The organism is Allobosea sp. 01N443, assembly GCF_056399325.1.
The window spans coordinates 1-26,189 of the sequence record NZ_JBFTRC010000066.1 but is presented as its reverse complement, the minus strand read 5'-3'; the positions used below and the strand labels follow the sequence as shown (position 1 = coordinate 26,189).

Here is a 26,189-nt window from a genome sequence, read left to right as displayed (position 1 = left end):
GCCTTCACCTCCGTGCTTGCCATCGTCGCGCTGCTCGGCGGCAGCCTCTATGGCTGGGTCTGGCTCGACCCGGCGGTGGGCATCGTCGGCGCGCTGGTGATCGCGCATTGGTCGTTCGGATTGCTGCGCGCCTCGGGAGCGGTGCTGCTCGATACTGTGCCCGACAAGGCTCTCGCCGCCGGCATCGAGGCGCGACTCACCGCCGAGGGCGCAGAGGTTGCCGACCTGCATCTCTGGCAGGTTGGGCCAGGGCATTGCTCGGCGATCGTCTCGGTCGTGGCCACTGATCCGAAGCCGCCCGCAGCCTACAAGGCACTGCTCGCCGGGTTGCCGATGCTGTCCCATGTCACCGTCGAGGAACCCGCGCATCGCCGCGCTGTGATGCATCAGGAGCCCGCCCGGGCTCAGTGGATCATGTCGCGGCGCTTGAGCAGTAGATACACGCTGAGCGCTGCCAGGGCGCACAGGATCACGACATAGACAAAGCCCCATTCGTTCTCGAGGAAGGGCAGGCCCTTGGTGTTGACGCCGAACAGGCCGGTGATCAGCGTCGCCGGCATCAGCGTCGCGGTCAGGATCGAGAGCACATAGAGATGGCTGTTGGTCTGGGCGGTCAGGCGCGAGGCAATCTCGTCCTGCAGCAGGCGGGCGCGCTGCTGCACGATCTGGACGTCGGTCAGCATGGTGTCGACGCGCTGCAGCAGGCGGCTGGCGGCGCTCTTCACGGTCTCCGGCGCAGCCCGTGTCGAGGCATTTTCGGAGAAGCGACGGAAGAGCTGGTGCAGGCCGTTGAGCTGGCGGTGCAGCCTCACCGTCCGCCGGCGGATCAACCCTAACCGGCGCGCCTCGTCGCTGACGCGCTCGTCGATGACATGGTCCTCGATCGAGTCGGTGTCCTCTGTCAGCTGCATCACCGCTTCGGCCACATCCTCGATGACGAACTCGATGATGCGCTCGAACAGCATCACCGGCGAGCTCGCCCGGTAGCCGGCCTCCAAGGCGTCGCGCGTCAGGCGCGTTGCCTGCATGGCCTGTCTCCGACCTGTCAGCAGAAACCGGTCGGCGATGATCCAGTGCAGCATGCCCATCTCGTCGGCGGGGCTGTCGACCTCGCGGATCTGGTCGAAGGTAATGCCCCAGGCGAAGTCACGATTGTGATGGAGGCGCTGGTGATCGTCCTGGGTCAGGAACAGGGTCTGCGCCTCGGCGGGCAGAGCGGTGCAATCGGCGACCCATTGCTTGGCKCGGCCATGCACGAGATCGAGATGGATCCAGACGAACTCGGCCTCGGGGAGGGCAAGGTCGGGCATCTCGCGGCGAGGAAGGAGATGCGCACGGCCGTCGGAATCAAAATGGTAGACCCAGACGAACCCGGCCCGGGATTGCAGATCATGGAGCATTCCGGCCACGCCCTGGCGGGCGATTTCTCATCAGAGGTTGCGCTGCCCGGGATCAGGGCGCGCGTCTCATGACAGCTTCGTGACAGCGCAGCGGGTGCCGCAAAGTCAATCGCGGGCGAGAGAGCCGGTCACTTGTGGATCACGGTTGGCGGTCGCCTTGCCCGGGACGCGCGCGGGAGGCAGCATCTTGAGCGTCGCGCCTCCGGCAGCCTGCGGCGCCTTGGAGCCGGCCGATGTCGCAGGTGCGCGGTTGCCGGCAACCTTCGGCTCGCCACCCCGCCACTTCCGGGCGCCGATGTCGAAACGGCCCTCGCGCCAGGCTGCGAATTCCCGCTCGGACCCGAAGAACGCGTTGCGGTCGACATCGCCGGTTATGCCGGGCACGCGTCCTGTGGTGGTGAACTGCCAGAATTCCCATTTGCTACGCTCATAGCGATGGCGCAGTGGGGCCGCGGTTGAGCGCAGCCAGTAGGGATGATCGTTGAACTCGCCTTCCAGCACATCCTCGTGGAAGGTGATGTCGGTATAGATGATCGGCTTCTTGCCAGTGTGTTCCTGCAGGCCCTTCAGCATCTCGCTGATCTTGGCCAGCGCCTTCTCGCGCGGGATCTTCTTGCCGCAGCTCTCCGACTCGCCGTTCCATTCGACATCGAGCACAGGCGGCAGGGCATCCGGGTCCTTCGGGATATGCCGCTTGAACCAGCGCACCTGATCCTTGGCCGGGCGGCACCAATAGACGAAATGGTAGGCACCGCGCGCTACGCCGGCCTTCTTCGCCCCCTCCCAGTTCTTGCGGAAATTGGGGTCGAGGTGGTCGCCGCCCTCGGTCGCCTTGATGAAGGCAAAGCGGGTGCCGGCATCCTTGACCTTGGCCCAGTCGATCTCGCCCTGCCAGCGCGAAATGTCGATGCCCTGGATAGCCTGGCGGCGTGCATCGCGGACGCCGTGATGGGGCGAGGCGTCGCCCTTCTTGGGATAGAGCGCGAGGGCAGGGCCGGAGCAGCCGAGTGCAAGGCCGAGAACTGCAAGAAAGCACCGCAGTCCCTTGTAATCGGTCTTCATACGCGCCGGCATCCGCCCCTCCTGCATGCAAACAGTGGTGCGGCAGTCGTGGTTAAGGCGCGGTAAGCGTTCGCTCGGATGCGAGCGGATGATTTCAGGGTTGGTTAACCGGCGCGCCCGCTATCCGCCGATCTGCAGCGAGGACGGCACCGGCTGCAGCGCGCCGGGTATGACCGGGGCGGGCGGAGCCTGGCTGACCGGAGGCTCGAATTCCGGATCATTGACGATGCTGGGGCTGGGTTGCGCCGGAGAGGCGCGCCGCTTGGTCCACTGCCTCCGGCCGATGTCGAACTCGCCGTTGATCCAGCCGATGAACTGCTCTTCGTCGCCGAAGAACGCGTTGCGGTCGACATCGCCCCTGATGCCCGGCACGCGGCCGGTCGTGGTGAATTGCCAGAAGGCCCAGGGGCGGTTCTCGTAGCGTGTCTCGGGCTTCGCTGCCGTCGAGCGGATCCAGTAGGGATATTCGTTGAACTGCCCTTCCAGCACGTCCTTATGGAAGGTGATGTCGGTATAGATGATCGGCTTCTTGCCGGTGAGCTGCTCGAGCTCGGTCAGCATCAGCTGGATCTTCTCCAGTGCCAGCGAGCGGTCGATCTTCTGCGGGCAGGTCTTGGAATGGCCATTCCACTCGACATCGAGCACCGGCGGCAAGGCGCCGGGGTCGTTCGGGATATGCTGCTTGAACCAGACTGCCTGCTCATGGGCGGGGCGGCACCAGAAGACGAAGTGGTAGGCTCCGCGCGGCACGCCGGCCCGGCGCGCGCCTTCCCAGTTGCGCAGAAAGGAGGGGTCGATGTGGTCGCCGCCCTCCGTCGCCTTCATGTAGACGAAGCGGGTGCCGGCGCCCTTGACCGCGGCCCAGTCGATCTCGCCTTGCCAGCGCGAGATATCGATGCCCTGGACGGCATAGTTCAGGGCGCTCGCGACGCCGGGATGCGGCCGGGCATCGCCCTTCTGCGGATATCGGCCCTCGAACGCCACGCAGCCGCCAAGGACCGCGAGCGCGGCGACGGCGACGGCGAGAAATGGGGCTGAACGGAGGCGGGACATGCGACGGGCGATCATCTCGCGGAGAATTGCGGAGAAAACTTGACGCCCGGTTTACGTTACCGAAGTTTTTGCTTTCGTCACCCCAGGCCGAGCAGAAGTGTGGCGATCCCCAGAAAGGCGAAGAAGCCGACCACGTCGGTGACCGTCGTGACGAAGGTTCCGGACGCAATCGCCGGATCGATGTCGAGTTTGTCGAGTGCCAGTGGAATGAGGACGCCGGCAATGGCGGCCGAGATCAGGGTGACGACCATCGCGATCGCGATGACGGCGCCGAGGCCCGCGCTCCCGAACCAGGCGGCGGCGATGGCRCCGGTGATCACGGCAAAGCCGAAGCCATTCACGAGGCCGACGACCAGTTCGCGGGTGAAGAAGCGCCGCAGATTCCAGGCGCCAAGCTCCTGCGTGGCCAGGGCGCGGACAGCGACCGTCATGGTTTGAGTGGCGGCGTTGCCGCCCTGGCTCGCTACGATCGGCGCCAGGATCGCCAGCGCCACGACTTTTGCGAGCTGATTCTCAAACAGGCTCATCACCGCGGCGGCGAGAAACGAGGTCATCAGGTTGACGAAGAGCCAGCTGAAGCGGCTCCAGATGATCTTCCGGACCGGGTCCGAGAGCTCTTCGTCGGGATTGACGCCGCCGAGCTGTTTCACATCCTCGTCCGCGGCTTCCTCGATGACGTCGACGATATCGTCGATGGTCAGCACGCCGACGAGACGACCGGTCGCATCGATCACCGGTGCCGCAACAAGATTGTAGCGCTGGAACAGCCGCGCCACGTCCTCGAGTTCGTCGGTCGCCTCGACGACCCGCCGGTCCTCTTCCAGCAGCTGCGAAATCACCACGGGGCGCCGGTTGCGCAGCAGTCGGTCCAGCCGCACCGTGCCGACGAAATGATGGGCCGGGTCGGCCACGAATATTTCGAAGAATCGGTCGGGCAGGTCTGCGGTGTCGCGCAGGAAGTCGATGGTCTGGCCGACGGTCCAGAAGGGCGGCACGGCGATGACCTCGCTCTGCATGCGCCGGCCGGCCGTGTCCTCGGGATAATCCAGGCCCTGCTGCAGGGCGATGCGCTCGGAGGGCGTGAGCTTGTCGAGGACCTCCTGCTTGTCCGCCTCGTTGAGGTCCTCGAGAATGTAGACCGCGTCGTCAGTGTCGAGTTCGCGTACGCCTTCCGCGACGGTCTCGGCCGAGAGCTCTTCGAGAATTTCCTCGCGAACGGTGTCGTCGACTTCGGTCAGCGCCGTGAAGTCGAAATAGGAGCCGAGCAGCGAGATCAGGCGCGGGCGTTCGTCGGCGTCGAGGGCTTCCAGCAATGCGCCGAGATCGGCCTCGTGCATGTCGGCAACGATGCCGCGCAACGTCGTGACGTCCGAGAGCAGGACGGCCTGCGAGACCTGTTCGACCAGCGCGGGATCAATCGCGCCATCCTCGTCGCGAATCCTGCGGGTGGCGGATTCGTCGGGAGCGTTTTCGGCTTCGACCATCGGTCCGACTCCACGATTTGAGGAAAGGGCTTGGATTCGAGGGAAGGGCCTCTTGTGTCAGCCGTGGACTGTGCTGGCAACGCGCCGCGGCGACCTCACGTTTCATGGCCGGCAGGGCCGAAAACCAAAACGGCGACCCGCGAGGGTCGCCGTTTCAAGGCATCAGCCTGAATTTGGTGCGGTCAAGAGGACTCGAACCTCCACGGGTCTCCCCGCTACCACCTCAAGGTAGTGCGTCTACCAATTCCGCCATGACCGCAGCGGCTAAGAGAAAACCGCGGTGAGGCGGTGAACTCCGGAGCGGCGCGGGTCTAACAAATCGAATCCGCCGCGACAAGCTCGTTGTGTGGAAAACTTTGAAATCCTTTTCAGGCGGCCTCGGCAATGGTCTGCGCGCTGAAGACCGTGGGGCGCTTCAGGAGCTCGGTGATCTCGACAGAGATGCGCGAACCGCTGACCACGACGTTGCCGCGGGCGAACGGGTGATTGTTGGCGAGAATCTGGACTTCGTCGTTCTCGGTGGCGTTGAGCTCGATGATCGCACCGCGGCCCATGCGCAGCAATTTGTAGATCGGCATCTGAGTCGAGCCCAGAACCACGGTGAGCTCTACCGAAACGAGATCGAGATCGGCCTTCAAGTCCTGCCTCCGAAACCCTACTTGCGAATTCAACCAACGAAACTTGCCTGCCGGCCGGCTTCGGCGCATGAGCCTGCCGGCGACAGGCGGTAGCCGGTTAGCGATCGTTGAACAAACAGAGTTAATGCACCGTGAAGACACGTGAGACGCTTGCGGTTTCATTCCTGCCGCAGCCGGGCTCCGAGCCCGTCGAATGGGTCCATGCCGGGGGGCTTGTCGGCTATGACGAAGCTGTCGCCGAGATGGACGCGCRCGCGGCGCTGATCGCGGACGGCAAGGCCCGCGAGCGCGTCTGGCTCATCGAGCATCCGCCGCTCTATACCGCCGGCACCTCGGCCCGCGAGGCCGATCTGATCGAGCCCGAACGCTTTCCGGTGCATCAGAGCGGCAGGGGCGGGCAGTTCACTTATCACGGTCCCGGCCAGCGGGTGGCCTATGTCATGCTCGACCTGAAGCGTCGCGATCCCGACCTCCGGCGATTCGTTGCCGCCCTCGAAGCCTGGCTGATCGGCACGCTTGAGCGCTTCAATGTCCGCGGCGAGCGGCGCGAGGACCGTGTCGGCGTCTGGGTGCGCCGGCCCGAGAAAGGAGCGGATAGCGAGGACAAGATCGCCGCCATCGGCATCCGCGTCCGGCGCTGGGTTTCGTTCCACGGCATCTCGCTGAATGTCGAGCCGGAGCTGTCGCATTTCGGGGGAATCGTGCCCTGCGGCGTCAGTGACCAGGGCGTGACCTCGCTGGTCGATCTCGGGTTGCCGGTGACGCTTCCGGAGGTCGATTCGATGCTGCGTGCCGAGTTCGAGAGGATCTTCGGGGCAACCGTTCTCGCCTGAGCCTCGACTAAGGCTCTTCATCCTTCGTTCACCATCCGTTGACCAAAGCCGGCCAACCTCCCGCGGTGGGATGAATCGGAAACGGGGACGAAGATGATCCGGACAGTGATGTTCGCGGCCGCCTGCGCGGTCGTGCTGGGTGCCTGCACCACCAACGACAAGATCATCGCCGGCGCGGCTGCGGGCGCCGGCACGGGGGCCCTTATCGGCGGGCCGATCGGAGCGGTTGCGGGGGGCGCGATCGGCGCCGTGGCTGCCCCTGCGGTGGCGCGCTGAGAGCGGGCGGATTTGCGCTCGCGCCCCTGCGCATCCGCGCCGGTTGGCGTTTTTCGCGTGGCGCGCCATAACCCGGCGAGGACTTCTTCGCTTAAGGGAGCGTGCCGTGGCGGTCATCGAGAGCAAGGTCGATCTCAACTCGGCCGAGACGCGCGCCAACGCCGAGGCCTGGGACGGCCTGCGTGCCGAGCTGGCCCGGCACCGCGCGGCCGCTGCGCTCGGCGGCAATGCCAAGTCGCGGGAGCGCCATACCGCTCGTGGAAAACTGCTGCCGCGGGAGCGGGTGCTGCGCCTGCTCGATCCGGGCTCGCCCTTCCTCGAGATCGGGGCGCTGGCCGCCTTCGAGATGTATGACAAGGAGATCCACGGCGCAGGCATGATCGCCGGGATCGGTCGCGTTGCCGGCCGCGAGGTGATGGTCGTCTGCAACGACGCCACCATCAAGGGTGGCACCTATTACCCGATGACGGTGAAGAAGCATCTGCGGGCGCAGGAGATCGCACGCGAGAACCGGCTGCCTTGCGTCTACCTCGTCGATTCCGGCGGTGCCAACCTGCCACACCAGACCGATGTCTTCCCCGATCGCGAGCATTTCGGCCGGATCTTCTACAATCAGGCGACGCTCTCGGCGGAGGGGATTCCGCAGATCGCCGTCGTCATGGGCTCCTGCACGGCCGGCGGCGCCTATGTGCCGGCGATGTCGGACGAGACGGTGATCGTGCGCCGGCAGGGCACGATCTTCCTGGGTGGCCCGCCGCTGGTGAAGGCGGCGACCGGCGAGGTTGTCTCGGCCGAGGACCTTGGCGGCGCCGATGTCCATGCGAGGCTGTCCGGCGTCGCCGACCATTATGCCGGCGACGACACCCATGCGCTCGCGATTGCGCGCCGCATCGCTGCCAACCTGAACAGCGTCAAGCGTCCCGATATCGACATCGCCGAGCCGAGGGAGCCACTCTACGACCCCGCCGAGCTCGAGGCCGTGGTGCCGACCGACCTGAAGAAGCAATACGACATCCGCGAGGTCATCGCCCGGCTCGTCGACGGCTCCGAATTTGACGAGTTCAAGCGACTCTACGGCACGACGCTGGTCACCGGTTTTGCCCGCATCCACGGCATGCCGGTCGGCATCATCGCCAATAATGGCATCCTGTTCTCGGAGAGCGCGCTGAAGGGCGCGCATTTCATCGAGCTCTGCTGCCAGCGTCGCATTCCGCTGCTCTTCCTGCAGAACATCACCGGCTTCATGGTCGGCCGCGATGTCGAGACGCGCGGCATTGCCAAGGACGGCGCCAAGCTGGTCACGGCAGTCGCCTCGGCCCGCGTGCCGAAGATCACCGTACTGGTTGGCGGCTCCTTCGGCGCCGGCAATTACGGCATGTGCGGGCGCGCCTATTCACCGCGTTTCCTGTTCACCTGGCCCAACTCCCGTATCTCGGTGATGGGCGGCGAGCAGGCGGCGAGCGTGCTCGCGACCGTCCGCCGCGACAATATCGAGGCTGAGGGCAAGTCCTGGTCGGCCGAGGAGGAAGAGGCCTTCAAGGCCCCGATCCGCGCGAAATACGAGGATGAGGGCTCGCCCTATCACGCCACCGCGCGGCTCTGGGACGATGGCATCATCCTTCCCTCCGAGACGCGCCGCGTGCTGGCGCTGGCCTTCTCCGCCTGTCTCAATGCCGAAGTGCCGGAGACCCGCTTCGGCGTCTTCCGGATGTGAGGCGGGAGCGCTGGCCGCCAGGGGCTCAGCCCAGCACAAATGCCTCGTGCACGGCGCTCTGGACGCCGCCGCCCATGATCGGGCCGCCGCCGGCGACATGGATGGCGTCTCCGACCAGTGCAGCGCCGAGCCCGTGGCGGGGCGTTGGCATTGGAGCGTATTGCTCCCAGGCATCGCCAACGGGGTCATAGGCCTCCATCTGGCCGAAGACGCGGTTGGTGCCTTCGCCGCCCATGACGAAGACCTTTCCGCGGTAGAGCACCGCGCCGTGGCCGGAGCGGGCTGTTGGCAGCGGATTGCGCGGCGTCCATTTGTCGGTCGCCGGGTCATAGGCGTGGTGCAGGTTCGAATTGGTGTGGAAGGAGTCGACGCGGCCGCCGATGACATGGATCAGGGGCGCGATGGCGAGCGTGCCGGTGTGGTCGCGGGCGGTCGGCAACGGCGCGCGGTTCTCCCAGTTGTCGGCCTTGGGATCGTAGGTCAGGTGCCAGTCGATCGACTTCTTGGTGTCGGTCGTCTCGCCGATGGCGCCGCCAATGACATGCAACCGACCGCCCAGGCCAACAATCGCCGCCGAGCCGACGGGGCGCGGCAGGGACCTGATCTCGGCCCATCTGTCTCTCGCCGGATCATAGACGAAGCAGCGCGGATGCGGCTTGCGATTCTGCTCCAGGAAGCCGCCGATCGCGTAGAGCTTTCCGTCCAGGAAGGCGACGCCGACATGGTTGGCGCCTAGCGGCAACGGAGCGGCATCGCTCCAGCGGTCGGAGGCTGCCTCGTAGACATGGTGATAGGGGCGRTCGACGCGCTGCTCGGCATACCCCCCGACGATGTGCATCTTGCCCTCATGCGCCGTCGCCCAGGCCATTTCCGAGCGCGGCATCGGCAGCGGCGCCTTCGCCTGCCAGCGGCCGGGGTTGGCGGCCTTCGGGGCAGGGGAATCGAAGACGTTCTGCGTCTTTGCAAGTTCCGGCCGGTCGATGCGGCCGGGCTGGTTCAGCCGCTCATAGGCGCCGCCATGGTGCTCGTGGCCCGGCTGCTGGGCMAGTGCGGGGGCAGTTGCAAGCGTTGCCGCTCCGGTGGCGATGAAACGGCGGCGGCTCAGGCTGGTCATCATGCATCCTCCCTCGCTACAAGACTATGTCAGCCGCGGGCCTTGGCAAGCGAAAGGGCGGGGACGGGCTTGCGCCAAACCCTGTTCCGCATACTGCATACGCTGTTATGGTCCGGCCGCCTGAAACGGTTGAAATCACGGGAAACGCGAGGATACGCATGTCTGGGCACAACAAGGTCGCCATCATCACCGGTGCGGGTTCGGGCGTCGGCCGCGCCGTCGCGATCGCCTTCCTCAAGGACGGGTATCGCACGGTCCTCGCCGGGCGTCGGGTGGACGCGCTGGAGGAGACGATCAAGCTCTCGGGCGCCCCGGCCGCGCAGGCGCTCGCCGTCTCGACCGATGTGACCGACCAGGCTTCCGTGAAGAACCTCTTTGCCAGGACGAAGGAGACTTTTGGCCGCCTCGACGTGCTGTTCAACAATGCCGGCGTCAATGCACCGGGCGGAATCCTGCTCGAGGATCTCTCGCTGGAGCAGTGGCAGGCGGTGGTCGACACCAACCTGACCGGGCCGTTCCTCTGCACGCAGGAGGCCTTCAAGCAGATGAAGGACCAGAGCCCGCGCGGCGGTCGCATCATCAACAACGGCTCGATCTCGGCGCAGGTGCCGCGCCCGAACTCGGCCGCCTATACCGCGACCAAGCACGCGATCAGCGGCCTGACCAAGACCGCATCGCTCGACGGCCGCAAATACGACATCGCGGTCGGCCAGGTCGATATCGGCAATGCACTGACCGAGATGGCGCAGAAGATGACGACCGGCGTGCCGCAGGCCGACGGCTCGATCAAGGTTGAGGCGGTGATGGACGTGGCGCATGTCGCCTCCACGGTTCTGCACATGGCGAGCCTGCCGATCGAGGCCAATGTGCTGTTCGTCACCGTGATGGCGACCAAGGCGCCGCTGGTCGGGCGCGGCTGATCTCTCGGCGTCACGGCTGGGCCTGTCCCGGTCATGACGCCTTGCGTCGCCAGCTCGTTGCAGGACAGTGGGATGCCGGCCTTGAGGAGCGCCTTGCATGTCCGCGTTCGAGACGAACACGCCGTTTGAAGACATGGAAGGTCGGGGCGGGCCCGGCCATGACAGCAAGGCGCAGGCACGCATGGCCCGCGCCTATCGCCTGACCATCTGGGGCATCGCGCTCGGCATTTTCCTGTTCGCCGCCCATGTCGTGCTCTGGGCGCACGGCATCGGCAACGCCCAACTGCTCAAGGACGGCGTCGACTGGGTCTACGACGTCCTGCTCTACGGCATCGCCGCGCTGGTCTTCGGCCGTGACGAGCGGGCCGAGCGCTGGGCCGCGCTCGGTATCGGGGCGGTCATGGCGGTCGCCGGTATCCACACGCTCTACGACCTCTGGGACAAGATTGTCAGCCCAAGGCCGATCGAGATCTGGACGCTCGGCTTCTCCGCGGCGAGCGCGATCGTCATCGCCATCCTGATCGTCGCGCTGCTCTGGCGCTTCCGCCGCGAGACCAATCCGGTGATCAAGGCGACCTGGCTCTCCAGCCGCAACGACGTGATCTCGACCACCGGCTTTGCGCTGCTTGGTCTCGTCGCCCGCGTCGCCCCGGTGCGCTGGCCGGAATATCTGTTCGACCTCATCGTGGTCGGCATCTGCTTCCAGGCGACCTGGGCGATCTGGAAAGCTGCCCGGGTGCCGCAGGACAAAACCCTCCCAGCGGAAGCCTGACACGGGCCTTTCGGAAGGATCTTCCCCTACGGCAGGCGCCGGGGGACGGTTCTTGTCCGCACCCGGCAAACAAAAAAATCCTGTTCGGCTGTTCTTGYGCGGCCCTGGCGGCGACGATCTCCCTCCCGATTTCTCGATCAAATGGACGGAGTTGAGGCGATATGGCTGGGAAGACGCGACTGGGATGGGTGCTCGGTTCGGTGCTGGGGGGGCTCGCATCGATCGGGGCTGCCTGGGCGAATGGCGGTCCGCTGGTGACGACCGAATGGCTCGAGCAGAACCTCGCGAATCCGACGCTTCGGATCGTCGAGGTCAGCGTCGAGCCTGGGCTCTATGAACGCGGCCATATCCCGGGGGCGCAGAACGTCGTCTGGCACACCGATCTGGTCGAGACCGTGTCACGGGATATCGCGACACCTGAGAAATTCCAGGCGCTGGCCCGCAAGCTCGGCCTCGACAAGGATACGACGGTCGTTCTCTACGGCGACAGCAACAACTGGTTCGCCGCCTGGGGCGCCTGGGTGTTCGACATCTACGGCCTGCGCGACAACGTGAAGCTGCTCGATGGTGGCCGCAAGAAATGGGAGCTGGAGAAGCGCCCGGTCGCGACCAGTCCGGCACCGGTCAAGGCGTCGGGCTTCACCGTCTCCCAACCCAACCGCACGCTGCGCGCGCGGCTGACGGATGTCGTGAATGTCGTCGAAAGGAAGTCCGATGCCCGCATCCTCGACATCCGCTCGCCCGACGAGTTCTCGGGCAAGATCATCGCACCGGCTGGGTTCCAGGAACTGGCGCTCCGCGCCGGCCATATCCCAGGCTCCGTCAACCTGCCCTGGGCACGCGCAGTCAACCAGGCTGATGGCACGATCAAGCCGGTCGAGGAGCTGAGGAAGCTCTATGCCGAGATCGGCATCGACGGCTCGAAGCCGATCATCACGACCTGCCGGATCGGCGAGCGATCGAGCCATAGCTGGTTCATCCTGTCGCGCCTGCTTGGCTACCAGGTCGCCAATTATGACGGTTCCTGGACTGAGTACGGCAATGTCGTCGGCCTGCCGATCAATAACCCGGCGGGCACGGTCTGGAGCGGCAAGTGAGCGCCAGGCTGGCGAGTCTGCCCGGGCAGCATCCATGAGCATGTCCGACGACACTGGCGCGCTCRATTATCAGCGGGCGCGCGAAGCCGCCTCGGGCGGGATTGCTGCCGATGAGCTGCAGTTCCCGCCTGCGCGCTTCGTGGCCGCGACGGCCGTCGTCCTGGTGCTCGCCGGGGCGATCCATCTCGTCGGAACCCATGGCGACCCGGCACCGCAACTGCAGCTCTCGCTGATCCTCGGCGCGGTCTTCGGTTTCGTGCTGCAGCGCTCCCGCTTCTGCTTCCTCTGCATCTGGCGGGACTGGCTCGACCGGCGCGACCCGCGCGGTCTGCTCGGTATCCTGACTGCGCTTGCGGTCGGCATCGTCGGCTATACCCTGATCTTCGGAGCCTGGCTGCCCGACCCGTCGGGGGCACGGCTGCCGCCGACGGCCCATATCGGTCCGGTCGGTCCTGTACTGGTTCTGGCGGGCCTGGCTTTCGGCGCCGGCATGGCGATCTCCGGCTCCTGCATCAGTGCCCATTGGTACAGACTGGGCGAAGGCTCGCCGACCGCGCCCTTCGCGCTGATCGGGGCCGGGCTTGGCTTCGGGCTCGGTTTCCTGAGCTGGAACGAACTCTACCTGCTCAGCATCTCGGAATCCGCGGTGCTCTGGCTGCCGCGCCATCTCGGCTATGCCGGCGCGCTGCTCGGTGGCCTTGGCGCGCTGGCCGCGCTGGCGCTCGTGCTGTTGCGGGTAGGGCGGCCGATCGGCGGGACCGAAGCGGAGTCACAAGCCCCTTTGCATCAGGTCTTCGTCGCGCGCTGGCCGTCCTGGCTCGGCGGTCTCTTCCTCGGCCTCGTCGGCATAGCAGCCTATCTGCGGCTGAGCCCGCTCGGCGTCACGGCCGAACTCGGCTCGCGCTCACGGCAGGTGGCGAACGCTTTCGACCTGCTGCCGGAGCGGCTGGAAGGCCTCGACAGCTTTCGCGGCTGCGCCACGGTGATCCGTGACGCCTTGCTGACGCCGAACGGTCTGTTCGTCATCGGCCTTGTGCTGGCGTCCTTCTGCGCTGCGCTCGCTTCGGGCGAGTTCAGGCCGAGCCTGCCGCGTCCGCCACAGATCCTGCGTGGGATTCTGGGTGGCGTGCTCCTCGGTTGGGGAACACTGGTCGGGCTTGGCTGCACGGTCGGCACGCTGCTCTCGGGCGTATCGGCAGGCGCAGTCTCCGGCTGGATCTTTGGTGTGGCGCTGCTGGTCGGAGCTACGGTCACGCTGAAACTCGGCCGCCGACTCGGAGTGCTGAGTTAGGCGGGTCTTCCCTTGGAGCGCAACGAAGCTATCGAAAGGGCTGCTCTGTTGCCTCGCGATCGGTCAGTCGGCTGCGCCTCCTCCCAAAGCGGGGAGGAGGCGTACGCGCGACGAGCCGCGCATCCGCAGATGCGCAATGGCGCGCAGACATCGCCGTGCGGATTGCTATAACGGGGCAGACGTTCAAAGGACGCGGCCCATGACGATCGCCGAGAAACTGCCTTCCATCCTGATCGCCAATCGCGGCGAGATCGCTTGCCGCGTCATCCGGACAGCCAGGCGCCTGGGCCTGCGCACCATCGCGGTCCATTCCGACGCCGATGAGGATGCACTCTTCGTAGAGATGGCGGACGAGGCCTATCGGATCGGTCCTGCGCCGGCCCGCGAAAGCTATCTCGACGCCGAGAAGATCCTGGCCGTTGCCAGGCAGGCGAATGCTGCCTGCATCCATCCGGGCTACGGCTTCCTCTCCGAGAATGCCGATTTCGCCGATGCCTGCACCGCTGCCGGCATCGTCTTCGTCGGTCCGCCGGCCTCGGCCATTCGCGCCATGGGCTTGAAGGATGCAGCCAAGGCGCTGGTCGAGAAGGCGAAGGTGCCGGTGGTCCCGGGCTATCACGGCGCCGAACAGGATGTCGGCTTCCTCGCGGGGCAAGCCGAAGTGATCGGCTATCCCGTGCTGATCAAGGCGGTCGCGGGTGGCGGCGGCAAAGGCATGAAAAAGGTCGATCGGCCAGAGGATTTCGCCGACGCGCTCTCCAGCGCCCAGCGTGAAGGCAAGAGCGCCTTCGGCGATGCCCGCGTGCTGGTGGAGAAATACGTGCTCTCGCCGCGCCATGTCGAAATTCAGGTCTTTGGCGACAGTCATGGCAATGTCGTCCACCTCTACGAACGCGATTGCTCACTGCAGCGCCGGCACCAGAAGGTGATCGAGGAGGCCCCGGCTCCGGGCATGAGCGCCGAGGTCCGGGCGGCGATGGGCAAGGCAGCCACCGAGGCGGCGCGCGCTGTCGGTTATGTCGGCGCCGGCACGGTCGAGTTCATTGCGGATGGGCGGGAAGGCCTGAGGGCCGACCGCTTCTATTTCATGGAAATGAATACGCGCCTGCAGGTCGAGCACCCGGTCACGGAGGCGATCACGGGGCTCGATCTGGTCGAGCTCCAGCTCAAGGTGGCGGCCGGCGAGCCGCTCGGCTTCACCCAGTCCGATGTGCAGGCGAATGGGCATGCCGTCGAAGCGCGGCTCTATGCCGAGGATCCCGAAAAGGGGTTCCTGCCGTCGACCGGCAAGCTCTGGGCGCTGCAGTTCACCGAGGGGGAAGGCATCCGCATCGATACGGGCGTCGAGGCCGGCGACACGGTGACGCCGTTCTACGATCCGATGATTGCCAAGGTCATCGCCCATGGCGCCGATCGCAATGAGGCGCTCGACCGACTGGCGCAGGCGCTGGGCGAAACGATCGTCGCCGGGCCGCGCACCAACCTTGCCTTCCTCAAGCATCTCGCGGAGGCCGAGGGCTTCCGGCAGGGGCCATTCGATACCGGTTTCATCGATCGTAATCTCGATGCGCTGGGTGCCGTGCCGCAGCCGCTTGATGCCGCTGCGGTAGCTGCTGCCGCGCTGCAGCTCGAGGAGCAGCGCCAGGAGGCCGGCCTCGTTGCAGCGGCGGCGCATGAGGGCGGGGCGCTTTCGCCCTGGGTCGTTCCCGATGCCTTCTCGCTGATGCCGCGCCAGCCGCTTGGCCTGCCGCTCTCAGTCGACGGCGAACGGATCGATGCCCGGATCGAGTGGCATGAAGACGGTGCGCGCGTCAGCCTGCCTGGCCATGAGATCGATGAGGGCGAGCACGAGATCACGCTGGCGCAGGCCGAGCGGGGCGTCTGGTTCGCGCTGCACCGCGGGCGGCAGACGACGGTTTCGCTCTACGATCCGTTTGCGGTCGATCTCGACGCCGCCGCGGGGTCTGGGGGCGTCATCAAGGCGCCGATGCATGGCAAGCTGATCGCGCTCTTCGTCCAGCCCGGCGAGCTGGTCACCAAGGGCCAGCGGCTCGCGATCGTCGAGGCGATGAAGATGGAGCATGTGCTGACGGCTCCGCGCGACGGCACCGTGACTGAAGTTGCCGGTCAGCCGGGGGCACAGGTGGCCGAGGGCGCCAAGGTCGTGGTGCTGGGAGAGTAGGGCTCCAACTGATTTCGGTTATCCCAGCGTTGCTGGCCCGCCATCGTTGATGCCACCGCCGCGCTTCAGCGGGATAGCCTTGTGCCAGCCGAGAATTGGGCCGGCTCTAGGTTTCATCGAGGAGCGCCGCAGCCTTTTCCGCGACGGCAAGATTGATCTCTGCAAGCGGGTCGTCGTCGCCGAGGAACCAGGCGGCCGACAATCCGCACCAGGCCAGGAGCCAGCTCAGCAGGCGGCGGCGTTCCAGCCCCGATTTCTCCAGAACGATCTCCAGCCGACGCTCGAAACGCCCCGGGACGATGGCGACAGGCGGATCGGGGTCCGAGAGATCGGGATCGCAGAACAGGATCGTGTACTCGAAGGCGCGGTCGCCGAGCACACATTTCGGGTCGATGGCGAGCCAGCCGCGCGACTCGAAATCGAGCACGTTGTCGTGGTGGAGATCGGCATGCAGCGGCACGATCTCGCGCTGCGCCGGGAGCAATTCGGTCGCCGCCGCAGCAGAGCGCGCCAGGATGCCGCCCMGCTGCGAGGCCATCGGAAACAGGTCGGCAAACCAGGTTTCGAGCGGAATGAGGCCGGCCGGTGCCGGGCCGCGCGGTTTGTGCAATCCCGCGATCGCTTCGCACAGGATCGCCGTCGCCTCGTCGTCGGCAGCGGCGCTGTTGCGAGCCATGGCCGAAAGCGAACGTTGGCCGGTCGCGCGTTCGAGCAGCATGGCGTCGCCGGTCGGGCTGCGGGCGAGCAGCCGTGCCGCCCCCTCGCCAGCCCAGTATTCCAGCGGCAAATAACCGAGGCGCTCGTCGGGCGCCTCCGGCAGCTTCAGCATGGCGGGTGCGCCGCGATGCCTGACAGGGAGAAGGTGGCTGCTATGGGTGACGATCGGCACGCCGTCGGGCACCAGGCCCCAGCGTGCGAGATGGGGCGCGAAGTCATAGTCCGGCATGGTCTCTCAGGTCGTCTGCGTGCGGTTGCGGCCGATCAGCGGATATTGCTCGACCTCGTAGATCTGGCCGGAGACCGGCGCGCTGTCGTCGGAGAGCCAGAACGCTGTGTGGGCGGCGATCTCGTCGGGCTGCATGATCCGGCCCGTCGGGGCGAAGACCGGCGAAACATGGTTCTGCCAGCCCGGCTCGCGCCCCTCGCGCTGCTGGGTCGCGTCCTCGTTCGCCGTAAAGGTCCAGCCAACATTCAATGCGTTGACCCGGATGCGTTCCTGCCCGAGCGCATCGGCGAGATTACGCGTCATCGTCGTCAATGCGCCCTTCGACATGGAATAGACCGTCAGGTCGCTCTGGCCGCAGAGCGCGTTGATCGAACCGACAGTGACGATGGCGCCTCCGGATTTCTGCAGGCGGAAGGCGGCGATCGCCGCCTCGGCGCACAGAAGCGGGGCGCGGGTATTGATCGCGAAGACATGGTCGAAGAAGGCGGCCGTGGTCTCGCCGATGACGCCGCGTGGATAGATGCCGGCATTGTTGACCAGCCCGTCGATGCGGCCAAAGGCCCCGACGGTGGCGTCGACGAGCACCTGGGCGGTGGCGGGCTCGGCGAGGTCGCCAGCCGCGCCTTGCGTGGAGGCTCCGAGCTTGGCGCAGGCGGCCGCCACATGTGCGTCGTCCTGGCCATGAACCAGGACTTTGGCGCCTTCGGCGACGAGACGCTCAGCCATCGCATAGCCGATGCCCGATGTGCTTCCGGTAACGAGAATAGCCTTGCCGGCAAGTCCACGCATGTTCTGGGTCTCCTTCTCCCGGTACTGAGGTATCGCGTCTCTCGGCTGTCGTCATCCCGGGTCAGCGCAAGCAGAGCCCGGAGACGGCTGAGAGCGGGCGATCCAGCCTCTGTGGAGAAACTCCGGCAACGCTGGCCCGGTTCGCCAGGGGGGATTAATATGCGGCCATGGCCTTGCACATGCTCAAACTCTGCGTCGGCGCCGAATCCATTCGCGATCTCGAGGAATGGGTCGAGGAGCAGATGGCGTTGATGCGCCGGCTCGGCCGCCGGGAAGAGCAGACCCATACCACCCGCATGGTGCCCAAGCGCATCGAGGAGATCGTCGATGGCGGCTCGCTCTACTGGGTGATCAAGGGGCAGATCTCGGCGCGCCAGCGACTGACGGATATCCGGCCTTTTACCGATGGCGAGGGGATCGGGCGCTGCCATCTGGTGATGGAGCCGGTGGTGATCCCGGTCGAGCCCCGGCCGTTCCGTCCCTTCCAGGGCTGGCGCTACCTGCAGCCCAAGGACGCCCCGCGTGACATCGGCCAGCATGGCGGCGACCTTGCCGAGATGCCCGAAGAGATGCGGCGCGAACTGGCTGGGTTGGGACTGCTCTAGGCTGGCGTTCTCTCGCGGAGCGGCCGGCTGCGCCCCCAAGGGCTGCTCGGGGTCCGGGTTAGCCCGTCACACGGAAATATTGTCGATCAGCCTCGTTCCGCCGAGGCGCGCCGCCACCAGCAGCCTGATCGGGCCGTCGGCCAGGCCGGTGACCGGGGCCAGCGTCTCGGCGTGGCGGGCCTCGAGATAGTCGAGCTCGAACCCGGCGGTGATGATCTCGCTTTGCGCCTGGCCGACCGCCTGGAAGAGCGGGTCCTCGTTGCGGATGCGCATGGCAAGGTTTTGCATGACATGGTGGAGCACGGGCGCCAGCGCGCGTTCCTCAGGGGAGAGGTAGCGGTTGCGTGAGGACATCGCGAGGCCATCCGGCTCGCGATGGGTCGGCGCGGGGATGATCTCGATGCCGAGATCGAGGTCCGCCGCCATCCGCGTCACCACCTTGAGCTGCTGGTAGTCCTTCTCGCCGAAGACGGCGCAATCAGCCCGGCTCTGGGTGAACAGCTTGCAGCAAATCGTTGCGACACCCTCGAAATGCGTCGGGCGGAAGCGATCGTCGAGGCCGACGGCGGCCGGGCCGAGCAGCAGCACGCGGCTGGCGAAGCCCGCCGGGTACATCTCCTCGACCGAGGGGAAGAAGATCGCGTCCGCCTGCGCCGCTTCCAGCAGGCTGCGGTCGGTGTCGAATGTGCGGGGATATTTCTTGAAGTCTTCGTGCGGGGCGAACTGGGTCGGATTGACGAAGATCGAGACGACAACGCGGCGCGCATGCTGCTGCGCCAGCTTCACCAGCGCGATATGGCCCTCATGCAGGGCGCCCATGGTCGGCACCAAGGCGATCCTTTCGCCCGCTGCGTGCCAGCCCGCCACCGCCCGGCGCAGGTCCCGGACCGTCTCCACCACCGCCACCTGCGTCATCGGTTCTCTCTCCATCGGCCGGAGACGGGTAGCAAATGCCGGAGCGATGGCCAATATCAGGTTTGGATTCGAGTTTGGCAGCGTGATGCGCCCGGGACCCTGATGACGCGAGAGACCGACAAGGCTGTAGGCAAGGCGGCGGGCGTTTCGCCCAATGCGCCACAGGCCGGCCATTCCGCGCCGGGAGAGATCGACAGGTTCCTCGGCGCCGCCAAGCAGCTCGCACCGCTTGCGACCGGGCAGGCCGGTCGGCTCGTCTTCGCGCTCGACGCCACGATGAGCCGTCAGCCGACCTGGGACCTCGCCTGCTCCCTGCAGGCAAGAATGTTCGAGGTCGCGGCCGGCTCCGGCGGGCTCGCTGTGCAACTCGTCTATTTCCGCGGCTTTGCCGAATGCCGCGCCTCGGGCTGGATCGGCGAACCGCGCCGCCTGACCGGGCTGATGACGCAAATTGCCTGCGAAGGCGGGCAGACCCAGATCTCGCGTGTGCTCAGGCACGTCCGCGACGAGGCCAGGGTAGTGCCGGTGCGCGCCTTCGTCTTCGTCGGCGATGCGATGGAGGAGGATGTCGACACGCTCGCCACCCTTGCCGGCGAACTCGGCCTGCGCGGCATTCGCGGCTTCATGTTCCAGGAGGGGGGCGATCCTGCGGCAAGCGCTGCCTTCGCCTCCATCGCGCGGCTGACCGGTGGCGCCTATGCGCGTTTCGACGCGACTGCGCCGGGCTCGCTGCTCGATCTGCTGCGCGGCGCTGCCGCCTATGCCAGCGGAGGACGCGAAGCGATGCTGAAGCTTGCCGGTGCGAGCCCCGCCGTGAAGGGCCTGCTCGCCGCCATGGATGGAGGCCGTCGGTGACGCTGCTCTACGGCATCGCCGTCGTGATCCTGCTCTGGTGGGTTTCGAAGCTCTTCACCGGGGCCAATCCGCAACTGCTGGCGAAGGCGCTGAAGACGCTGGGTGGCGTTCTCTCGCTTGGCGTGGCGGCTCTCATGATGCTGCGAGGCCGGCTCGACATGGCGATCTTCGTCGGCGGTATCGGAGCCTGGCTGCTCGGCTGGAGTGCCTATGGGCCCGGCGGAATGCGCTTTCCCTGGAGCGGCGGGGCCCGGGAGACACCGGGCGCGCGCTCGCGTGTCTCGTCGACATTGCTGGAGATGGAACTCGACCATGATAGCGGCGGCATGACCGGTAAGGTCAAGGCCGGCGCTTTCGCCGGCCGCGATCTCGATGCGCTGAGCCTCGACGAGATCGCCCGTCTGATGCGGGACTGCCTGGCGGGGGACCCGGAGGGAGCGCGGCTGCTAGAGGCTTATCTCGACCGCCGGACGCCCGGCTGGCGTGAACACGCTGATGGTCACCGCGACGCGGGGCAGGGCGGCGCGACGCGCCCGGGCGCGATGACGCAACAGGAGGCCTACGAGATCCTGGGGCTTCAGCCTGGGGCGGGCGAGGAGGCGGTCCGCGAGGCCCATCGAGCCCTGATGAAGCGGATCCACCCGGACGCCGGAGGCACCAGCGGGCTTGCTGCTCGCGTCAATCAGGCCAAGGATGCTCTGCTGAAGTGAGATTCCGGGCTGGAACGACATGGCTGAGGTCCTTTCCCAGTTCGTTCAGCCGCGGATCGCGAAGCAGGAGAAGCCGTCGCGCTTGAGCTTGGCGCAGGCGTTCTGAGCGTCCTTCGGATCCTCGAAGCCGGCGAAGCGGGCGCGGAAGAGCGTGGTGCCGCCCTTCTCGACCTTCTCGGTGAAGGGGGATGCCTCGGCGAGCGGGCCTGCGGCCTTGGCGCGGGCCTTGGCCAGGATATCCTTGGCCTTGGCTTCGTCATCGGTGGCGCCGAGCTGGATCACCCATTTGCCGGATGGGATCGCGGTTGAACCGCTGCGTGCATCGCTCGCCTTGTTGCTGTCCTGGGCCTTGGCGAGCGTCGTGGTGCCGGCAGAGGGAGCCTTGGCCTGGGCGATGGCCGGGGCGACTTCAGGCTGGCGCAGTTCGACCTTGGCGGGCTCGGGAGCCCGGGCGACGGGCTTTTCTTCAGGTTCGGCAACCTTTGCAATCGACGAGGTGACATCGACATTCGCCGGGGGGCGCAGGATCTTGCCGTCGACCGGCGGGGCGCCGATCGACCAGCGCATGGCCGAGGGTGTGGTCGTCGCGGTGACCGGACGCATGCCGGAGAGCGGCAGCGGCTGAGCGCCGAGATTGATCGGGCGCGGCGGCGCGATCGGTGTGGTGGTGGTCGCGGCATAGGCGCGGGCAGCCGCCGGGACTTCCGGCTCGCTCTCGACGCGCGGACGCGGCACCGGCCTTGGCGCGGGCTCGCTGGCGGCCGCATGCTGGACGGGAGCCGCGGCAACCTGGGTCGCCTGATGCGGACGCTCCTGCGCCGGCTCGGCCTCGGCGACCATCGGGGCGGACCGTCCGCCGGCCGCGGCGCGCGGCAGATTGGCGGCGACCAGGTCGGCCATGATCTTGTCGCGGCTGGCGCCCGAACGGCCGCCGAGCACGACCGAGACGATCTGGCGACCATCCGACTTGGCCGATGTCATCAGGTTGAAGCCCGAAGCGTTGGTGTAGCCGGTCTTGATGCCGTCCACGCCCTCGACGCGGCCGAGCAGCTTGTTGTGGTTGCGATAGGCGCCGCCCGCATAGTTGAACACGCGGGTCGAGAACATCGGGTAATAGCGCGGGAAGCGTTCCTGGATCGCGCGGGCGAGAATGGTGAGGTCGCGCGCCGTCGTCAGGTTCGGCGGATTATGCGGCAGGCCATGCGGGTTGTAGAAGCTGGTCCGGCTCATGCCGAGCGAGCGGGCGCGCGCCGTCATCATCCGTGCGAATTCGTCCTCGGAGCCGCCGACATTCTCCGCGACCGCCATGGCGACGTCATTGGCCGATTTGGTGATCAGCGCCATGATCGCGTCGCGCACCTCGATCGTCTCGCCGGGCGCGAAGCCGATCTTGGAAGGCGCCTGACGCGCCGCGTAGGACGAGACCGTCAGCTCGGAGTTCATGTTGAAGCGGCCGCGCTCGAGCTGCTCGAACAGCAGATAGAGCGTCATGACCTTGGTGAGGGAGGCGGGGATGCGCGGGGCATCCTCATTCGCCGCGTGCAGCGTGCGACCGCTCTTCACGTCGACGACCATCGCCGCATAGGGCGGCGTATAGCCACCGCCCACATGGCGCCGCTTCTTGCGTGCGGCCTCGGCAGGGGACGCGGCCACGCTGAGCGCGACGGCGACAACACCGATCAGTCCGACAAGTGCGCGAAGACGCACGCGCCGGGAACCTACGCTACCAGAACTCATGCAACCCGCCTCAACCCAGTACTACTGTTCCCCGGTCTCCGCGGCGTCTGGCGACGTGGCGCGAAGGACACAGTTGGGAAGGTTAGGATGATGGGGTTACGGAGCCGTTAAACGGCGAAAGATCGTGATCCGATCCCGCTCCCGGATGGGCTCCGGGCGGAATGGCATTACCCAGCGTTTGATGCATTGCAGCGCGGCCTTGACTTTTATGTTGCGCTGCACAATATACAGGAAGTCCCCGGTGGTGAACAGTTTCATCAGGCCTTGGGGCGTGGAAACAGGGCCTACGGGCTCGCCAGCAAGGAGGCAACGCTAACGCGTTGTGGGAAGAATGATCCAGCAGTTCGAGACGATCCAGAAGGCTTCCAAGGATAACGTTGATGCGGCTCTGAAGGCCTTCGGCGTCACCTCGAAGGGCGTGCAGACCATTGCCGTCGAAGCCACCGACTATGCCAAGAAGTCCTTCGAGGCCGGCACTGCCGCCATCGAGAAGCTGGCTGGCGTCAAGACGCTCGACAAGGCGCTTGAGATCCAGGCCGACTTCATCAAGACCTCGTTCGAGGGCGCCGTTGCCCAGATGACCAAGATGGGCGAGCTCTACAGCGCCCTGGCCAAGGACGCCTACAAGCCGTTCGAAGGCATCGTCKCCAAGGTCACCCCGACCGCTAAGTGATACCGGGCCTGCTGCCGCGCCGCCTCATAGCGGCGCGCTGCGGGCAGATAGCGTTGAGTTTCGGAAAGCCCGGCCATCTGGTCGGGCTTTTTCTTTGCGGAGGCGCGAAAGCTCCCGATCTCGCTGGACGGGACGGGAGCACGCCTGATGGAGTCCCGCTTTGAGTGCAGATCAGGCAGATCGCCTCTGAGCGCGACCAACCTCCGAAGGGGAGAGGGCCTTGGCGCCCGCGCCTTATCGAGAGTGCGAGAGGATGTTCAGGCCCGCGACATTCGCCTCGATCTGTTGCCAGCCCAGGGGAAAGTAGAAGGGCGTGTTGTCAGGCGTCGCGCAGAGATAGACCGTTGGAAAGCCCGCCTCGAAAGCCCTTGCCGCCGCGGCCCGCACCAGTGCCGCTCCTACGCCCCGGCGGCGCTGCGCGGGATCGACCCACAGCGCCGCAATCCAGGGGCTGTACCCGGGCCGTTCGTCCATATCGTTGTCGATCAACGACACCGTTCCGAGAAACCGTTCGCCCGCGGCAGCGACAAGCGCAGCCGGGATGATTTCGGGTCCGAGGCTTTGCCGAACGCGGTCGTCGATCTGCTCGAGGAGGTATCCCTCGTCGCGCCACCATGCCTTCCAGATCCGGTCGGACACCGCCTCGCGGAAATGTGGCCGTTCGCTCAGCGCCGTAATCTCGATGGTCTGGTCAGTCGTCGTCATCATCGCACCGGCTTTTCCAAGGGGCAGTTCGCAATGGCAAGCCAAAGGCGGTCGCGCTATGGGAGAAGGCGAAGTTACGCTGGCCACGCGGGCGGCCAATGTACGGAACCGGACTGCGGGATGCCTCACGACATGATCGTTACCGGCGCCGGTGCCTGCAACACCTTCGAGACCGAACGACTCTTGCTTCGTCCGCGTACGCTGGCCGACACCAATGATTGCCTCTGCATGGATCGTGAGCCGGAGGTCACCCGCTTCGTCAGCGGTCCATGGTCCGACCCATCCGCCCACCGGGAATTCATCGAGAATCGGACGTCCGGCCCGTGGCTGCCAGGCATGGGCTACTGGACGATCGTGCTGCGCCAGGAGCCTGCCGTTTTCGTCGGATGGGTGCTCTTGATTCCCGTCGACGCAGTCGGACCGGACATCGAGATTGGCTGGCGGCTTCGCCAGCGGTTCTGGGGTCAAGGATTGGCCACGGAAGCCGCGCGACCCGTTCTGACCCACGCCTTCGAGGTGCTGAAGCTCTCGGAGGTCGTTGCGGAGATCGACCGCGAGAATCTCGGTTCCCTGCGGGTTGCGGAGAAGATTGGATTGAAGCAGCGGGGGGCCGCGCCGCATTCGGCAAAGCCCGCTGTCCGGTATTCACTGACCTTCGGCGAAGCTGCAACGGCTTCCTAGCGCCCTCGACCGCCGTGATTGGGGATGGCGGCCGAAGCGAAGAGCCATGTCGACCTTGTCGTCAAGCAGGGCGTAATCGTCGCCGATCCGGTTCGGGCTCCCTGATCCCAGTCAACAATCCCAGCCCGGCTTTCGTATCATTCTTCCCTCCGGTCATGAACCGTCGGATGATGACCTGGAAATCCAGGCCGAGACGATGTCCGGTGCCCCTATGACCGAACCGACGACGGAGAGGCGAAGGAAGCGGCGAGCTGTGAAGCTCCTTGCTGCGACCCTCATTCTCTATCTCGGCGTCAGCTATCTCATTCTGCCCGCGGTCTGGACGCGCATCGAGCGAGAGCCGGAGCTGTCAACACGGACGATGTTGACCGCGAATGCGCAGGGCATCCCGGGCGATCCGATCAATGTCGGCCTGATCGGAACGCGTGACGATGTCGTGCGTGCGTTTCATGCGGCCGGTTGGTATCCCGCCGATCCGGTCACCCTGCGGACCAGCCTGGAAATCATCGGGAGCGTCCTGCTCGACAGGCCCTACAAGACCGCGCCGGTCAGCCCTCTCTACTTCGAAGGACGACGCGAGGACCTGGCATTTGAAAAGCCGGCGGGCGGCAGTGCCGATCGCCGTGAGCACGTGCGGCTCTGGCAGACGCTTGCAAACGGAACTGATACGCGTCCTGTCTGGCTCGGCTCGGCAACATTTGACAGCGGGGTCACGCTCAGCCGCGACACCGGACAGGTTACACACCGCATTGCCCCCGCTATCGACGAAGAGCGCAACAGGCTGATCGAGGGGCTGAACAGAGCTCGCATGGTGGTCGGCATCGATCAGATGAAGGGCATTGGCCCGACGCTGACTGGCCGCAACGCTGAGGGCGACCCCTATTATTCGGATGGCGAGATTTGGATAGCCCGCCTCGTCACCGCTGGTAGCGAGGCAGCCAAGCCTGCCGAGATCACGGCGCCACCTCCCCTGATACAGCTGAAGGATGCCGCATTCTCTCTGGGGTCTCGCCTCCTTGCTGATTGACAAGGCTTCGTGTCGGGAGAGGCGCACCATCCTGTCCCGGCGATGTGCTGCGCCGGTTGCAATGCGCGGCTGCTCCGTCGCGGAGCCGCGCACTTCAAAGCTTGCGCCTGTCAGAACCTGACGTCGAGCCTGCCCTTGAGCGCATGATCGCGGGCGTTGTCGCCCAGTGCGGCGCTGTAGCTGACGCCGAGCGTGGCGGTGGCGGTTGCGCGCCAGGCGAGGCCGGCCTCGGCCACCAGGGCGTTGCGGGCAAGCGGGGCGGCGTAAGTCTGAAACGGTGTTGCGGCACCGATGAAGACAAGCTTGGCCGCGGGGGTGGTGTCGCCGAAGGCATGGCGCCAACCGAGCATGCCGCGGGCCAGCAGCGGCGTCGCGCCGAGCTGCATCTCGGCCCGCAGCCCGAGCGTCGAGAAGCCGAGGTGCTGATCCCGGCCGAGTACCTGCAGTGCGGTCGGGCCACCTGTCTCGGCGTCGCGGCTGGTGCGGACCGTGACGGCTGCGATCTGCGCGAAGGGCTCGAACGAGACCGGCCCGTAGGGCAGGGCGTAGCCGATCTCGGCGAAGGCCTGTGCGGTCGCGCTGCGGCCATCGAAGCGCAGCACATCGGAGATGCCGGGCAGTGTCACCCGGCGCGTTACGTCGAGATCACTCCACGCATAGGCCGCGCCGGCCCGCAGCGAGACCGCCCCGAAACGCATGCCGCCATAGAG

General features: G+C 66.3%; 28 protein-coding genes and 1 tRNA gene. 15 read left to right on the top strand and 14 right to left on the bottom strand.

Translation table 11 applies throughout. The features are described from left to right. A partial coding sequence (locus tag AC1DRP_RS17550; RefSeq protein WP_476769108.1) for a cation diffusion facilitator family transporter occupies nucleotides 1-480 on the top strand: 480 nt, incomplete at its 5' end. Here AC1DRP_RS17550 and AC1DRP_RS17545 read toward each other — a convergent pair. The 6 genes from AC1DRP_RS17545 to AC1DRP_RS17520 all read right to left on the bottom strand — a co-directional run bounded on the left by AC1DRP_RS17545 (nucleotide 405) and on the right by AC1DRP_RS17520 (nucleotide 5,637). Further along, nucleotides 405-1,400: a CorA family divalent cation transporter gene (locus AC1DRP_RS17545; RefSeq protein WP_441508474.1), complete on the bottom strand. Its 996-nt coding sequence runs from the start codon at nucleotides 1,398-1,400 to the stop codon at nucleotides 405-407. The two genes, AC1DRP_RS17550 and AC1DRP_RS17545, sit on opposite strands and share 76 nt — an antisense overlap. Nucleotides 1,401-1,505: 105 nt before the next feature. Beyond that, nucleotides 1,506-2,474 carry a glycoside hydrolase family 25 protein gene (locus AC1DRP_RS17540; protein ID WP_441508473.1) on the bottom strand — a complete coding sequence of 323 codons (969 nt, stop codon included), beginning with the start codon at nucleotides 2,472-2,474 and terminating at the stop codon, nucleotides 1,506-1,508. A gap of 108 nt (nucleotides 2,475-2,582) precedes the next feature. After that, the gene (locus tag AC1DRP_RS17535; RefSeq protein WP_441493257.1) at nucleotides 2,583-3,515 is read right to left on the bottom strand and encodes a glycoside hydrolase family 25 protein; all 933 of its coding nucleotides are present in this window, start codon (nucleotides 3,513-3,515) and stop codon (nucleotides 2,583-2,585) included. A gap of 77 nt (nucleotides 3,516-3,592) precedes the next feature. After that, a complete protein-coding gene (gene mgtE, locus AC1DRP_RS17530; protein WP_441493256.1) occupies nucleotides 3,593-4,999 on the bottom strand; it encodes a magnesium transporter in 1,407 nt (468 codons plus the stop codon). Nucleotides 5,000-5,173: 174 nt separating this feature from the next. Next, nucleotides 5,174-5,258: transfer RNA gene (locus AC1DRP_RS17525), tRNA-Leu, on the bottom strand. A gap of 109 nt (nucleotides 5,259-5,367) precedes the next feature. Further along, entirely contained in the window at nucleotides 5,368-5,637 is a 270-nt protein-coding gene (locus AC1DRP_RS17520) for a FliM/FliN family flagellar motor switch protein (RefSeq protein WP_074471588.1), read from the bottom strand. 131 nt (nucleotides 5,638-5,768) lie between these two features. Between AC1DRP_RS17520 and lipB the strand changes: the two genes are divergently transcribed. The 3 genes from lipB to AC1DRP_RS17505 all read left to right on the top strand — a co-directional run bounded on the left by lipB (nucleotide 5,769) and on the right by AC1DRP_RS17505 (nucleotide 8,460). Then, nucleotides 5,769-6,470, top strand: a complete 702-nt coding sequence (gene lipB / locus AC1DRP_RS17515; RefSeq protein ID WP_476769107.1) for a lipoyl(octanoyl) transferase LipB — start codon at nucleotides 5,769-5,771, stop codon at nucleotides 6,468-6,470. 93 nt (nucleotides 6,471-6,563) lie between these two features. Beyond that, entirely contained in the window at nucleotides 6,564-6,746 is a 183-nt protein-coding gene (locus AC1DRP_RS17510) for a hypothetical protein (protein ID WP_113517734.1), read from the top strand. A 106-nt stretch (nucleotides 6,747-6,852) separates the two neighbouring features. Continuing rightward, nucleotides 6,853-8,460, top strand: a complete 1,608-nt coding sequence (locus AC1DRP_RS17505) for a carboxyl transferase domain-containing protein (protein ID WP_441508471.1) — start codon at nucleotides 6,853-6,855, stop codon at nucleotides 8,458-8,460. Nucleotides 8,461-8,485: 25 nt separating this feature from the next. Here the strand turns inward: AC1DRP_RS17505 and AC1DRP_RS17500 are convergent, their stop codons facing one another. Further along, nucleotides 8,486-9,577 carry a Kelch repeat-containing protein gene (locus AC1DRP_RS17500; RefSeq protein WP_476769106.1) on the bottom strand — a complete coding sequence of 364 codons (1,092 nt, stop codon included), beginning with the start codon at nucleotides 9,575-9,577 and terminating at the stop codon, nucleotides 8,486-8,488. Between the two features lie 155 nt (nucleotides 9,578-9,732). On the opposite strand from AC1DRP_RS17500, the gene AC1DRP_RS17495 reads away from it, so the two are divergent. The 5 genes from AC1DRP_RS17495 to AC1DRP_RS17475 all read left to right on the top strand — a co-directional run bounded on the left by AC1DRP_RS17495 (nucleotide 9,733) and on the right by AC1DRP_RS17475 (nucleotide 15,836). Continuing rightward, complete coding sequence (locus AC1DRP_RS17495) at nucleotides 9,733-10,494, top strand: SDR family oxidoreductase (RefSeq protein ID WP_441493252.1); 762 nt, start codon at nucleotides 9,733-9,735, stop codon at nucleotides 10,492-10,494. A gap of 97 nt (nucleotides 10,495-10,591) precedes the next feature. Next, entirely contained in the window at nucleotides 10,592-11,266 is a 675-nt protein-coding gene (locus AC1DRP_RS17490; RefSeq protein ID WP_476769105.1) for a cation efflux transmembrane domain-containing protein, read from the top strand. 161 nt (nucleotides 11,267-11,427) lie between these two features. Continuing rightward, nucleotides 11,428-12,363: a sulfurtransferase gene (locus AC1DRP_RS17485; RefSeq protein WP_441493250.1), complete on the top strand. Its 936-nt coding sequence runs from the start codon at nucleotides 11,428-11,430 to the stop codon at nucleotides 12,361-12,363. Between the two features lie 40 nt (nucleotides 12,364-12,403). Beyond that, nucleotides 12,404-13,654, top strand: coding sequence for a YeeE/YedE family protein (locus tag AC1DRP_RS17480; protein ID WP_476769104.1), 1,251 nt, complete (start codon nucleotides 12,404-12,406; stop codon nucleotides 13,652-13,654). A 199-nt stretch (nucleotides 13,655-13,853) separates the two neighbouring features. Further along, nucleotides 13,854-15,836 carry an acetyl/propionyl/methylcrotonyl-CoA carboxylase subunit alpha gene (locus tag AC1DRP_RS17475; RefSeq protein ID WP_441493248.1) on the top strand — a complete coding sequence of 661 codons (1,983 nt, stop codon included), beginning with the start codon at nucleotides 13,854-13,856 and terminating at the stop codon, nucleotides 15,834-15,836. A 106-nt stretch (nucleotides 15,837-15,942) separates the two neighbouring features. Here AC1DRP_RS17475 and AC1DRP_RS17470 read toward each other — a convergent pair whose 3' ends face one another. After that, nucleotides 15,943-16,782 carry an aminoglycoside phosphotransferase family protein gene (locus AC1DRP_RS17470; RefSeq protein ID WP_476769103.1) on the bottom strand — a complete coding sequence of 280 codons (840 nt, stop codon included), beginning with the start codon at nucleotides 16,780-16,782 and terminating at the stop codon, nucleotides 15,943-15,945. Between the two features lie 6 nt (nucleotides 16,783-16,788). After that, complete coding sequence (locus AC1DRP_RS17465; RefSeq protein WP_441508941.1) at nucleotides 16,789-17,571, bottom strand: SDR family NAD(P)-dependent oxidoreductase; 783 nt, start codon at nucleotides 17,569-17,571, stop codon at nucleotides 16,789-16,791. A 167-nt stretch (nucleotides 17,572-17,738) separates the two neighbouring features. Between AC1DRP_RS17465 and AC1DRP_RS17460 the strand changes: the two genes are divergently transcribed. Then, on the top strand, nucleotides 17,739-18,176 hold the full coding sequence (locus AC1DRP_RS17460; protein WP_113519247.1) for a DUF1489 family protein: 438 nt from the start codon (nucleotides 17,739-17,741) through the stop codon (nucleotides 18,174-18,176). A 66-nt stretch (nucleotides 18,177-18,242) separates the two neighbouring features. Here the strand turns inward: AC1DRP_RS17460 and panC are convergent, their stop codons facing one another. Further along, entirely contained in the window at nucleotides 18,243-19,091 is an 849-nt protein-coding gene (panC, locus tag AC1DRP_RS17455; protein ID WP_476769102.1) for a pantoate--beta-alanine ligase, read from the bottom strand. A 102-nt stretch (nucleotides 19,092-19,193) separates the two neighbouring features. On the opposite strand from panC, the gene AC1DRP_RS17450 reads away from it, so the two are divergent. Both AC1DRP_RS17450 and AC1DRP_RS17445 read left to right on the top strand, forming a co-directional pair. Further along, complete coding sequence (locus AC1DRP_RS17450) at nucleotides 19,194-19,946, top strand: VWA domain-containing protein (protein ID WP_476769101.1); 753 nt, start codon at nucleotides 19,194-19,196, stop codon at nucleotides 19,944-19,946. Next, entirely contained in the window at nucleotides 19,943-20,656 is a 714-nt protein-coding gene (locus AC1DRP_RS17445; RefSeq protein ID WP_476769100.1) for a J domain-containing protein, read from the top strand. Before AC1DRP_RS17450 ends, AC1DRP_RS17445 begins: the two co-directional genes overlap by 4 nt. A gap of 45 nt (nucleotides 20,657-20,701) precedes the next feature. On the opposite strand, the gene AC1DRP_RS17440 is transcribed toward AC1DRP_RS17445, so the two are convergent. Then, entirely contained in the window at nucleotides 20,702-22,363 is a 1,662-nt protein-coding gene (locus tag AC1DRP_RS17440) for an SPOR domain-containing protein (RefSeq protein WP_476769099.1), read from the bottom strand. 126 nt (nucleotides 22,364-22,489) lie between these two features. After that, nucleotides 22,490-22,651, bottom strand: a complete 162-nt coding sequence (locus AC1DRP_RS17435; protein WP_476769098.1) for a hypothetical protein — start codon at nucleotides 22,649-22,651, stop codon at nucleotides 22,490-22,492. 73 nt (nucleotides 22,652-22,724) lie between these two features. Between AC1DRP_RS17435 and AC1DRP_RS17430 the strand changes: the two genes are divergently transcribed. After that, nucleotides 22,725-23,066 carry a phasin family protein gene (locus AC1DRP_RS17430; RefSeq protein ID WP_476769097.1) on the top strand — a complete coding sequence of 114 codons (342 nt, stop codon included), beginning with the start codon at nucleotides 22,725-22,727 and terminating at the stop codon, nucleotides 23,064-23,066. Nucleotides 23,067-23,300: 234 nt separating this feature from the next. Here AC1DRP_RS17430 and AC1DRP_RS17425 read toward each other — a convergent pair whose 3' ends face one another. Next, a complete protein-coding gene (locus tag AC1DRP_RS17425) occupies nucleotides 23,301-23,774 on the bottom strand; it encodes a GNAT family N-acetyltransferase (RefSeq protein WP_476769096.1) in 474 nt (157 codons plus the stop codon). Between the two features lie 129 nt (nucleotides 23,775-23,903). Between AC1DRP_RS17425 and AC1DRP_RS17420 the strand changes: the two genes are divergently transcribed. Beyond that, nucleotides 23,904-24,452, top strand: a complete 549-nt coding sequence (locus tag AC1DRP_RS17420; RefSeq protein WP_476769095.1) for a GNAT family N-acetyltransferase — start codon at nucleotides 23,904-23,906, stop codon at nucleotides 24,450-24,452. 253 nt (nucleotides 24,453-24,705) lie between these two features. Then, the gene (locus AC1DRP_RS17415; RefSeq protein ID WP_476769094.1) at nucleotides 24,706-25,479 is read left to right on the top strand and encodes an LssY C-terminal domain-containing protein; all 774 of its coding nucleotides are present in this window, start codon (nucleotides 24,706-24,708) and stop codon (nucleotides 25,477-25,479) included. Nucleotides 25,480-25,589: 110 nt separating this feature from the next. Here AC1DRP_RS17415 and AC1DRP_RS17410 read toward each other — a convergent pair. Next, nucleotides 25,590-26,189 (bottom strand): autotransporter outer membrane beta-barrel domain-containing protein (locus AC1DRP_RS17410; RefSeq protein ID WP_476769093.1); only part of this gene is annotated, 600 nt, incomplete at its 5' end.